General features: G+C 36.9%; 11 protein-coding genes and 1 other annotated feature (1 of these 12 only partly in view). Of the genes, 3 read left to right on the forward strand and 8 right to left on the reverse strand.

The genetic code is table 11. The features are described from left to right. Window positions 1-12, forward strand: a binding site (T-box leader) (it extends 199 nt beyond the left edge of the window). 86 nt (window positions 13-98) lie between these two features. After that, window positions 99-2516: a leucine--tRNA ligase gene (gene leuS, locus QH639_RS04410; protein ID WP_281115677.1), complete on the forward strand. Its 2418-nt coding sequence runs from the start codon at window positions 99-101 to the stop codon at window positions 2514-2516. Between the two features lie 140 nt (window positions 2517-2656). Here the strand turns inward: leuS and QH639_RS04415 are convergent, their stop codons facing one another. Next, a complete protein-coding gene (locus tag QH639_RS04415; RefSeq protein WP_131521274.1) occupies window positions 2657-3838 on the reverse strand; it encodes a NupC/NupG family nucleoside CNT transporter in 1182 nt (393 codons plus the stop codon). A gap of 348 nt (window positions 3839-4186) precedes the next feature. On the opposite strand from QH639_RS04415, the gene QH639_RS04420 reads away from it, so the two are divergent. After that, window positions 4187-4708, forward strand: coding sequence for a sigma-70 family RNA polymerase sigma factor (locus tag QH639_RS04420; protein WP_281115678.1), 522 nt, complete (start codon window positions 4187-4189; stop codon window positions 4706-4708). After that, window positions 4695-5630, forward strand: a complete 936-nt coding sequence (locus QH639_RS04425; protein WP_281115679.1) for a DUF4181 domain-containing protein — start codon at window positions 4695-4697, stop codon at window positions 5628-5630. The genes QH639_RS04420 and QH639_RS04425 overlap by 14 nt, the downstream gene beginning before the upstream one ends. Window positions 5631-5665: 35 nt before the next feature. Here the strand turns inward: QH639_RS04425 and QH639_RS04430 are convergent, their stop codons facing one another. From QH639_RS04430 to QH639_RS04460, 7 genes are read right to left on the reverse strand one after another with little or no spacing between them, the layout of a single operon-like run. Further along, complete coding sequence (locus QH639_RS04430; RefSeq protein WP_227744951.1) at window positions 5666-6904, reverse strand: permease; 1239 nt, start codon at window positions 6902-6904, stop codon at window positions 5666-5668. A gap of 19 nt (window positions 6905-6923) precedes the next feature. Continuing rightward, complete coding sequence (locus QH639_RS04435) at window positions 6924-7625, reverse strand: response regulator transcription factor (protein ID WP_131521278.1); 702 nt, start codon at window positions 7623-7625, stop codon at window positions 6924-6926. Between the two features lie 38 nt (window positions 7626-7663). After that, complete coding sequence (locus tag QH639_RS04440; protein ID WP_131521279.1) at window positions 7664-8416, reverse strand: sensor histidine kinase; 753 nt, start codon at window positions 8414-8416, stop codon at window positions 7664-7666. Between the two features lie 37 nt (window positions 8417-8453). Then, entirely contained in the window at window positions 8454-9446 is a 993-nt protein-coding gene (locus QH639_RS04445) for an ABC transporter ATP-binding protein (protein ID WP_131521280.1), read from the reverse strand. Then, complete coding sequence (locus tag QH639_RS04450) at window positions 9443-10456, reverse strand: ABC transporter ATP-binding protein (protein ID WP_131521281.1); 1014 nt, start codon at window positions 10454-10456, stop codon at window positions 9443-9445. The genes QH639_RS04445 and QH639_RS04450 overlap by 4 nt, the downstream gene beginning before the upstream one ends. 15 nt (window positions 10457-10471) lie before the next feature. Continuing rightward, a complete protein-coding gene (nikB, locus tag QH639_RS04455) occupies window positions 10472-11392 on the reverse strand; it encodes a nickel ABC transporter permease (protein WP_131521282.1) in 921 nt (306 codons plus the stop codon). Window positions 11393-11406: 14 nt separating this feature from the next. Next, window positions 11407-12309, reverse strand: a complete 903-nt coding sequence (locus QH639_RS04460; RefSeq protein ID WP_281115680.1) for an ABC transporter permease — start codon at window positions 12307-12309, stop codon at window positions 11407-11409. Between the last annotated feature and the right edge of the window lie 16 nt (window positions 12310-12325).

Below are 12325 nucleotides of genomic sequence, written 5' to 3' on the forward strand. Positions count from 1 at the left end.
CTCGTCCCTTCTATAAGATAGGGGCGAGTTTTTTTATTTTTTAAATATTTTGTCAATTATAATGGAGAGCAGCACGATCAATCGAAGGAGGAAAAAAAATGAGTTTTAATCATGAACAAATTGAAAAAAAGTGGCAGCAATACTGGGCTGATAACAAAACATTTAAAACTGAAAATGAAACAGCAAAGCCTAAATTTTATGCATTAGATATGTTCCCATATCCATCAGGCGCAGGACTTCATGTAGGCCATCCAGAGGGCTATACGGCAACTGATATTCTATCGCGCTTTAAACGTATGCAAGGCTATAATGTACTTCATCCAATGGGCTGGGATGCTTTTGGTTTACCAGCAGAACAATATGCACTTGATACAGGGAATGATCCAGCTGAATTTACAGCTAAAAATATTGCAACATTTAAACGTCAAATTCAAGAGCTAGGCTTCAGCTATGATTGGGATCGCGAAATTAACACAACTGATCCAGAATATTATAAATGGACACAATGGATTTTTATCCAGCTTTATAAGAAAGGTTTAGCCTATGTGGATGAAGTAGCTGTTAACTGGTGTCCAGCACTTGGCACGGTATTAGCTAACGAAGAAGTAATTGATGGGAAATCAGAGCGTGGTGGTCATCCAGTAGAACGCAGACCAATGAAGCAATGGATGCTTAAAATTACAGCCTATGCTGATCGTTTAATCGATGACCTAGAAGAAGTTGATTGGCCTGAATCTATTAAAGATATGCAACGCAATTGGATTGGCCGTTCAGAAGGGGCAGAAGTGACATTTGCCATTGACGGTTCAGATCAAAACTTCACAGTTTTCACAACGCGCCCTGATACATTATTTGGTGCTACATACTGTGTGCTTGCGCCAGAGCATAAATTAGTGGAACAAATAACAACAGCTGACCAACGCCAAGCTGTTGAGACTTATTTAGAGAAAGTTAAAATGAAATCTGACCTAGAGCGTACAGATTTAGCGAAAGAAAAAACAGGCGTATTTACAGGCGCTTATGCAGTGAATCCGATTAACGGTAAAAAAGTGCCAATTTGGATTGCTGACTATGTGTTAGTGTCTTATGGTACAGGTGCTATTATGGCGGTGCCAGCACATGATGAGCGTGACTATGAATTCGCGACTGAATTTGGCCTAGACATCGTTCCTGTACTTGAAGGTGGAGACATCAGTAAAGAAGCATTTACAGGTGATGGTCAACATATTAACTCTGAATTCCTTAATGGTTTAAATAAAGTAGATGGCATTGCGAAAGCCATTGAATGGTTAGCGGAAAAGGGTGTGGGAGAGAAGAAAATTTCTTACCGTCTACGTGACTGGTTATTCTCCCGTCAGCGTTATTGGGGTGAACCAATTCCAATGATTCATTGGGAAGATGGCACGATAACGCCAGTTCCAGAATCAGAATTACCTCTAATGCTACCAAAAACAGATAATATCCGTCCATCAGGTACTGGTGAATCACCATTAGCAAATATTGAAGAATGGGTAAATGTTGTCGATCCAGAAACAGGTAAAAAAGGGCGTCGTGAAACAAATACAATGCCGCAGTGGGCAGGTTCGAGCTGGTACTTCCTACGCTATATCGACCCTACAAATACAGAGGCGATTGCAGACCCAGAGTTACTAAAACGTTGGTTACCTGTTGATATTTATATTGGTGGTGCGGAGCATGCTGTATTACATTTACTATACGCTCGCTTCTGGCATAAAGTTCTCTATGATTTAGGCGTTGTCCATACAAAAGAACCATTCCAAAAGTTATTTAACCAGGGAATGATTCTAGGTGAAGGTAATGAGAAAATGTCTAAATCTAAGGGCAATGTTGTCAATCCAGATGAAATCATTACGTCACATGGTGCCGATACATTACGTTTATATGAAATGTTCATGGGCCCACTAGAGGCTTCTGTTGCATGGTCTACAAATGGTTTAGATGGAGCACGTCGCTTCTTAGACCGTATCTGGCGTCTATTTGTCAGTGAAGAAGACGGCGCAATTTCAGCAAAAATTCAAGTGTCTAACGATCAATCACTTGAAAAATCATACCACCAAACAGTGAAAAAAGTGACAGAGGATTATGAAGGCATCCGCTTTAACACAGCTATTTCACAAATGATGGTCTTTATTAATGATTGCTATAAAGCTGATGTGATACCAACGACTTATGCTGAAGGCTTTGTGAAAATGCTAGCTCCAATCGCTCCGCATATTGCAGAAGAATTATGGCAACTATTAGGACACGATTCCACTCTTTCATATGAGCAATGGCCAACATATGATGAAGCAAAGCTTGTGGATGATGAAGTAGAAATTGCTGTACAAGTTGCTGGTAAAGTACGTGCTAAGATCGTCGTAGCAAAAGATGCTTCAAAAGAGGATATTGAAAAAGTAGCACTTGCCGATGAAAAGGTTCAAGAATACATGGCAGGAAAGAGCTTAGTGAAAATCATCGTTATTCCAGGCAAACTTGTCAATATTGTCGTAAAATAAAGAGATATAAAGTAAAAATGTACATTACTAAATTCAATTTTAGTAATGTACATTTTTTAATTTGGAGTAATCTTAAGCGATAAAATAAGGACTGCACCCATCTAACTGAGTGCAGTTCATTAAATAGTTCCAGATACAATTTAAATAATCAATCCCACAATAATAGCTGTTAAGATACTTACGAGCGTAGCGCCGTACAACAACTTTAAACCAAATCGAGCAACGACATTCCCTTGCCTTTCATTCAAACCTTTTACAGCACCCGAAATAATCCCGATTGATGAAAAGTTGGCAAAAGATACGAGGAATACAGAAATAATACCTAATGTACGTTCACTCATGGACTCAGCAACATCGCCAAGATTAATCATAGCAACAAATTCGTTTGTTACTAATTTGGTTGCCATAATACCGCCAGCTGCCACAGCATCTGCCCATGGGATACCCATTAGGAAAGCGATTGGCGCAAAGATATAGCCTAATATTTCTTGGAAAGAGATGCCGATAATTATATCGAATAATGAATTGATTAAATCCATTAATGCTACGAAACCAATAAGCATCGCCCCAACAATGATGGCTACTTTAAAGCCATCCATAATATATTCACCAATCATTTGAAAGAACGCTTGCTTATGTTCATCTTCAATTGTTAAGATATCTTCTTTTTCATCTACAGTATATGGATTAATAATGGAAACAATAATAAATCCACCAAACAGGTTTAATACAATGGCCGTAACAACATACTTTGGCTCAATCATCGTCATATAAGCGCCAACTACTGACATCGAAACAGTCGACATAGCAGAAGCGCATAATGTATACATACGTTGTGGTGCAATCTTATCTAATTGCTTTTTAACAGTTATGAACACTTCGGATTGGCCTACCATAGCAGAGGCAACAGCATTATAGGATTCCAATTTCCCCATACCACTTACTTTACTTAAAAATAAACCTACCCATCTCATTAGAAAAGGAAGAATTTTGAAATGCTGCAAGATCCCAATCAGAACAGATATAAAGACGATTGGTAATAAAACGGCTAAAAAGAAGGGTGATTCTCCTTCATTTGCTAAGCCACCAAAAACAAATGATATACCTGCATTTGCATAGGACAATAAGTGATCAAACACTTTGGTGATTCCTTTGATTAGCACATAGCCGACCGTTGTATTAAGTAGTAAAGCTGCCAATAAAAATTGGATGATCAACATAATCACTATATATTTATATTTTATTTCTTTTTTGTTTTTACTCATTAATAAAGCTAAGGCAAAAACAAGTAACAATCCACAAAAGGATATTAAGTATCTCATAAGTTCCTCCATAAGTATCTGTGATATTTTGTCCTGATGTTCCAATTTCAGAAGAACAGCTAAAGATCTTAATTAGTCAGACGTCAGACAAACAATCTCACTATAACAGTTTTTTTGCTAGTTATTCAATAGATAATAGAAAAAAAGTATGCAACATGGCATACAAACAAATTCATTCTAAAAATGTAGGCTATTTCTTTAGGAGTTACTATTCATAAAAATACCCTCTTATTGTGTGAGGATTTTTTCTTTTTATGACCTTCATGATAACGAAACTTTTTCGATTTTTTTGAAACCAACTAAGTTCCGATTACGACTATAGGGTGAATGTTTAGAGGAGGTGTTTAGATGAGTGAGCATTTGGTGGCCATTATGGAAGAACACGGAGAATATTGCTTACGAGTGGCTTATCTTTATGTAAAGGATTGGGCGATGGCAGAAGAAATAGTCCAGGATGTCTTTTTTTCTTATTATCGGCAGCAGGATCGCTTCGAACAAAGAGCATCTCTAAAGACCTATTTAGTTAAAATAACTGTACATAAAAGTCATGATTATTTGCGAAGCTGGAAAAATAAACGCCATCAACTGTTGGAAAAATTGCATATTGGTGCAAGTAAACGAACACCTGAAACGATGCTATTAGCACAGGATGAACGGACAACATTAACAAATGCTTTATTTGAATTACCTATTCCTTATAGAGAAGTCGTCATCCTTTATTATTATCAGGAATTAAAGATTAGAGAAATTGCAGATATTCTTACATGTGCAGAAAATACAGTTAAAACCAGATTGCATCGAGCAAGGAAAATGTTACAGGAAAAATTAGCGAATAGTAAGTGGGAGGTGTTAATGAATGACAACTTTTAAAGAGAAATTGGATCAAGAACTTGGCGAAGCACCACGATTTACGAAATCCTTACAGGAGGATATTTTACGGCAAGTGCGGCAAACAAAAAAAACAAGACGCTGGTCTTACCCATTGATCATCATAGGCACGATTTTCATGTTTCTATTGATAATAGAAATCGGTCCATTGGGGCAGATAGAGCAAACGCAGCATGCTTCAATTGTTCAATTAGCACAGCAGCAATCTATAAAAAAATATACAATGATTTACAATTCAGATGAGGAGATCTTTAAGGCTGGTAGACCTGGGTGGGTCATTGGACAACGAGTAATGGAGCAAGGTTCAGAAAAAGAGTTATTACAACAACTATTACAGCAAGCTACAGTGACACAAATGAATGAGCGTATTTTTTTTAGATTACAACGTGATGTCTGGGTAGAGTTTGAAAAAGGTCAGGTTATGAAGCTGAAAATGTTCATAAACGAGGAGGATATCGGAATTGTTGATTATGACAGCAATTCATTTTATAAAGTAGATAATAAAGAGTTGGCCAAGGCTTATTTAGATCTTGCTCTCAAAAAAGATGCTAAATTTGGAATGTCAGGTTTAATCGTTATGCTAGTTTTTCTCATAGCTATCCAAATGCTTGTCGATAAACTAATGAGGAAAAAATTTACTATACCAAAGGAGTATGTCAATAGTCATCATAGACGTGCTGTTTGGGCTATTAAAATTTTGAATACCATGATGCTCATGGTGATCATAATTAAAGGGTGGATTTTATTTACTGTTATTATTGGAGGATATTTAGTTGTCAGCCTTTTCAGCTCTATTTTCATTGACTATTACTATGGTCGAGAGGAAAAAAGACATTATGTTTCCATTAGTTCGGCCATTGTTGGCTTGCTAGTACTAATCCTATTTTTATTTTATATCAGTTAAATAACTTATAAACCTGAACCCGAATATTATCGAGTTCAGGTATTTTTTTCAATTGTTTCAGTCTGAAGCATTAATTGATAAATACTTGAGATCATAAAGCTGGTAGCTAATCCGTAAAGCGTATTAAAGCTTAAACCAACACCAATTCCAATGATGATGGATAGTAGGATGACAAGCCAGCTATGCTTATGAATATGGCGATTCGTAAATAAAAGGATTAACAAAAACGGTAGCATGGTAATGTGCAGAAAGGCAAAAGAATAAATAACACCTAAAATCGTTAAATCGATAGATAAGAAACAGGTGAATAAAATAATCATCAGGCCAATCAAATAGAAATAATAGGGTCTTTTCGTCACAAAAAAACGTTTCGTTGCCCGCATGTCTACAAGCAAAGTTGTGACAATGGCTAATAGGACAATGACGAGAAAAGCAAATGTCAGAAAGCCTGGTTGTACTTCATATAAAAACGTAAAAATCAGTACTTGGAATTGGCCAAATGATCCGCTGTATAGGGCAATCATTAAAATTGCCGTAAATGATAGCGTTAATAACGCTAAAATTACACCTGAGGAAAACAGACTGCTACGTACTTTTTTAGGTTTTATAAAGGCAATTAAATACCATGTTGATTTATCAAAAAATACTTGTCCTAAAACGGCTAGTTGAATAATGACATAGAACAGCAGAATTTCGCTATTTTTAAAATAAAATAAATAAGGGTGATATAAGCGAATACCCTCATATACGGTGCTTGCCCCATTTAGTACAAAGTAATAAATAGGGATAAAAATAAGTAATGAAAAAAGAGCAATAATAAATAAAATTTCCAACCATAGTATACTTTTCACTGACATGATGCGGTCAAGAAGTAAGATGCCGATTAAAAAGAAAAAAAGTGTAATAGGGACTGGAATATTTAACATAATTTCAGACAATACACTAATGCTTATTAATTGAATAAGCCAAAGTTCAATACCTGTTAGCAGGTAAAATAGACGTATAACCTTTAAATTCATTCCAGACAATTTACGCTGTATGGTAAAGAGCAAAAAGCTTTGTGTATGCTGATTTTGTGTGTAATCGCTCTTCTTCAGCAATGAACCAAGTATGATAAATGAAATAGCTGTTGCTAATGTATAACAAATGCCCGCCATAAAACCAAAAGAAATAAGGGCTGAAGGAGAGGATAATAATAAATTACCATTAATCCATCTCGCTAAAAGAATAATGACTCCTGCTGCTGTGCTTAAACTTGCAAATGGAACAAGCAATGAAAACTTCCTTAGCATACTAGTAAAGACCTTTACTCATTTTAGAGGATTTATATTGTCTTGGTGATTGATTATATTTTTTCTTAAACGCAACGCTAAAATAGTGCTGACTATTAAAACCACAGCTCTCAGCAATTGCAGACATACTTGTGTCTAGATTTTCATTGATTTTCTTTACAGCCATTTCTAGGCGATAATTATTAATGTATTCATTAATGCCAATAGACTGCTCCTCCAAAAATTTACGACTTAAATAGCTCGGATTTAAATGAATTTTTTCAGCAATAATATTGAGACTCAGTTTTTCATAATAGTTTTCATGAATATAGGAAAGTGCGCTTTGAATCGCATCATGGTTAGAACTCCAAACCTTATATTTCTCCACAATAGCATCTAATTCACTTGCAATGACTGGTTTTGTAAGATAATCCTTTACCCCGATACGCAATGCTTGTTGGGCATATTCAAAGGTTTGATAAGCTGTTACCATGATGATGTCTACCTCATAAAGCGCTTTTAATTCCTTGCTCAACGTGATTCCATCTTTCCCAGGCATTTGAATATCCAAAAAGGCGATAGTCATACGGTGCTTCTTAGCTAATTGCAGAGCTTGTGAGGCATCTTGGGCAGTATGGAAGGTCCAATTTGGAAAATGTGGCTTTAATAAATAAATCATTTGCTCAAGCTCTAATGGCTCATCATCTGCGATTAAAATATTCATGGTGAGTTTCTCCTTTCTCCTTCCAGTTGATAGAAAGCCTAAGCGGGAACATGGATGGTAACAGTGTAATGCTGTTCATTGTTTTGAATCGAGAATAAAATATTTTCGAGCCCATAAATGAGCTCAAGCCGTTTTCTAATATTTTCGAGCCCATAACCTTGCTGCAGTTCGTCTACTACCTGTTCAGTAGTCATTTCTATTTTTTCTAAAGGCTGTGTATTTTTAATTTCAATTAATAAGCTATTAGCCATTTTTTTGATTGTAATGGATAGCTCTGCAGGTCCTATATGCTTTTCAAAGCTATGTTTATAGGCATTTTCAATAATGGTCTGCAGAATAAAAGGTGGTATTTGGACGGATAGTGCTTCATCATCAACATATTTATTTACAGTCAAACGATGGCCAAATCGTAATTGTTGAATATTTAAATAACTATCGACAAATTGTACCTCGTTCTTTAACGCAATTAAAACCTCATGATTATTGTATTTAAATTTAAAAAATGTTGCCAAAGCCTCAATGCCCGCAACCAAATCTTCCTTCCGATTGATGCGAGCTAGGCTTAATAATGAATTTAATGCATTAAAAAAGAAATGTGGCTGTATTTGCTGATTCAACTGGAGAATATTTGCTCTTTGTAAATCCTGCTCAAGCTCTAAATTTCTTTTTTCCTCCTCAAGGCTATCGATTTGCTTTTCGAAAATAAATATAAAAGTAAGCAGAAAAGCTCCAATAATTGGAGCAATTACACATAGGAGAATATATATGTTGAAGGTTTCTGGTTGTAACATAATGACCTCTCCGTTTATTTTATAAGTGTAAGATACATTAAACTAAATTTTCTGCGAAATGGCAAGCTACCTTATGTGTTGCAGTGATCGCTCGTAGTGCTGGTACTTCTGCTTTACATTTATCTGTTGCGAATGGGCAACGTGTGTGAAAGCTACAGCCAGTAGGGGGACTAAGAGGTGATGGTAAGTCACCTTTTAAAATTATACGCTCCTTCCGATGCTGCTTATCAATGACAGGTATAGAAGAAAACAGTGCTTTTGTATAAGGATGATGTGGCTGAGTAAAAAGGGAATGCTTATCAGCAATTTCTACGACCTTTCCAAGATACATCACCATAATACGGTCTGAAATATGTCGAACAACACTTAAATCGTGTGAGATAAATAAAAAGGTTAAATCTAAATCTCTTTGTAGTTGTTTTAGTAAATTTAGTATTTGAGCTTGAATGGAAACGTCTAGGGCAGAAACAGACTCATCACAAATAATAATTTTAGGATTAACAGCAAGGGCTCTGGCAATACCAATCCGTTGACGCTGACCACCAGAAAATTCATGTGGATAACGCTCTAAGTATTCAGGACGTAACCCAACAAGGGACATTAATTCAATCATGCGTGCTTCTTGTTGCTCAGGTGGTACAATTTTTTGAATAGACATGGCCTCTGTTAACATTTTACGAATCGTTCTTCGTGGGTTAAGGGATGCATAGGGATCTTGGAAAATAATTTGAATGTCCTTGCGTGCAGCACGAAGCTCTTTTTTGTTCATATTCACTAAATTTTTACCGAATAACAATACCTCTCCAGCAGTAGGCTCATCTAATCTTAAAATAGAACGACCAGTTGTTGATTTTCCACAGCCAGATTCTCCAACAATACTGAGCGTCTCACCAGGCATGATATCGAAAGACACCCCATCCACAGCTTTTACAACCTGCTGTGGACCGAAGAGCTTTTCTTTTTTTAAGAAAAAATGCTGCTTTAAATCATTTACTTGTAATAGTGGTTGTGTGTGTTGTGCTGTTGTCATACTGTCAGCTCCTTCAAAAGTGTTTCTCCTTGCCATTCATTACTGTACATCCAGCACCTTACCTTTTTTCCTTGCTCAACAGTCAAAAGCTCAGGCTGTTGTTCACGACATAAATCTGTAGCAAATGGGCAGCGTTCTGCATAACGGCAGCCAATTGGGTAATTATAGGGACTTGGAACAGTTCCGTGAATAGTAGATAATTCTTCTTGATCTTCGTATAGCTTAGGTAATGATTGAATTAATCCATTTGTATAAGGGTGTAGCGGGTTTTCAAAAAGACTTTCTGTTGTGCCTTCTTCTACAACCTGCCCCGCATACATAACAGCAATTTTATCGCAGATTTCTGCTACAACACCAAGGTCATGGGTAATGAAGATAATGCTCATGCCTAGTTGTTTTTGCAGGTTTTGAATAATATCAATAATTTGAGCTTGAATGGTTACATCTAGAGCAGTCGTTGGTTCGTCAGCAATTAACACATCTGGTGTACACGCTAGTGCCATGGCAATCATAATACGCTGTCGCATCCCACCACTTAACTGATAAGGTTCCTGCTTCGCTCTTTTTTCGGGTGCAGGAATCCCAACTAGGCGAATCATATCGACAGCCTTTTGCCATGCTTCTTTACGTGATAAGCCTTGGTGCAATCGAATGGATTCAGCAATTTGCTCTCCAACGGATAATACAGGATTTAAGCTTGTCATAGGCTCTTGGAAAATCATCGAGATTTTATTGCCCCGAATTTTACGTAGCTCTTCATCTGAGAGCTTCAAAATGTCTGTATTATTTAATAAAATTTCGCCATTGATGATTTTACCTGGGGGCGATGGTACTAAACGAAGTAATGACAGGGAAGTCATGGATTTCCCACAACCAGATTCACCAACAATGCCCAGTGTTTCTCCTTTTTGAAGAGTAAAGGATACCCCATCGACAGCTTTGGCAACCCCTTCACTCGAATAAAAATAGGTTTGTAAATTTTTGACTTCCAACACGGTTTCTTGTTTCATCCGTTTTTCCCCTCCTTAGTTTAAATCCATTCGTTTATTAAAGAATCGGTACATTATGTCTACAAAAAGATTTATGAAAACAAATATTAATGAGGCAACAAGAACGCCACCTTGTACGACTGGTATATCCCGTGTTCGAATGGCATCTACAATCATTCGTCCTAATCCGTTTACAGCGAAAACAGATTCAACTAAAACTGTTCCGCCAAGTAAACTACCAAACTGTAAGCCTACTACTGTAATAACTGGAATCAAGGCATTGCGTAATGCGTGCTTTAAAATGATGATGTATCCCTTTAAGCCTTTTGCTTTCGCTGTTCGTATATAGTCTTGGTTTACAACCTCTAACATACTAGAGCGAGTCATACGAGCGACGATGGCAGCTCCACCAGCACCAAGTGTGACAGCTGGTAGAATAATATGTTTGGCACTATCCCAGCCTGCTACAGGAAGCCAGTGTAACTGTACAGAGAATACATACATTAATAAAATTCCTAACCAGAAGCTTGGAAGGGAAATCCCTAATAAAGCGACAACCATTAATCCTACATCCATCAACGAATAAGGACGGATAGCGGAGATAATACCCGCAATAAGCCCCAGAACGATGGTGATTAAAATACTATAAAAGGCTAGCTCGATGGTAATTGGTAATCGGGAGGTAATTTCCTCGAATACTGGTTGATTATTTTTTAAAGAGTGACCCATATCTCCTTGAAGAAGGTTTTTAATATAGTCTGTATATTGAACTGCTAATGGTTTATTGAGCCCTAAATTTTCACGTAATTCTGCAACTGTTTCTTGAGAAGCCCCTTCCCCTGCTAAAATAATCGCTGGGTCTCCAGGAATCATCTGCATAATGAGAAAAACAACAAGCGTTACACCAAGTGTTACAGGAATAATTTGAGCTAGTCGTTTTAAGATAAATAATGTCATGTGTCTTTCCTCCTTTAATTTTTCATTCTTGGATCAAGTGCATCACGTAAACCGTCACCAAATAAGTTAAAGCCTAATACAAGTATAGAAATCATAATACCTGGGAATAGCGCCATATAAGGAGCAGTAAATAGGAAATCTCGTCCATTAGAAAGCATGGCACCCCATTCAGGCGATGGTGGCTGAGCACCTAAACCTAAGAATGATAGACCTGCTGCAGATAGAATAGCAGTTGCTAAGCGCATAGATGCTTGTACAATAATGGGAGATAAAATATTTGGGAAAATATGCTTAATTAAAATTGTCATATCATTTGCTCCAAGTGTTTTGACAGCATCGATATATTCTAATTTTTTAACTTCCATTGTGGAGCCACGTACAATACGAGCAAACATAGGAATAGAGAAAAACCCAACAGCAATTGTGACATTGATAAGGCTTGGCCCCAATGCACTGACAATCGCTAAAGCTAGCAAAATACCTGGGAAGGCAAGCATGATATCTAACATTCGACTAATAATAGAATCAACCCATCTGCCATAATAGCCAGCAATAAGACCTAAGAAAGTGCCGATTGTACCACCGAATAAAACAGCTGAAATACCAACACCAATTGATAAACGTGACCCATATAAAATTCGACTTAAAATATCTCGCCCTTTGTCATCTGTTCCCATTAGATGTTCAACGCTTGGTCCTTGTAATTTTTGATCTAATTGTACGTCGTAGGGATCGTAAGGGGCTATAATGGGCCCGATAAGAAACATCAATATATATAGAAGTATGATGATGCCTCCTACGACAGCTGCTTTATTTTTTTTGATTTTGTTTAGGAAAGAAACAAGATTCTTTTTTCTAGATGCCTTGCGTGCATTCACTAAAACAGAACGATCGATAGTAGTTGTTACTTTATTCATATCGAAACTCCTTTTC

The sequence above is a fragment of the Lysinibacillus sp. 1 U-2021 genome, assembly GCF_029916965.1.
GTDB classification, from domain to species: Bacteria; Bacillota; Bacilli; order Bacillales_A; family Planococcaceae; genus Lysinibacillus; species Lysinibacillus capsici.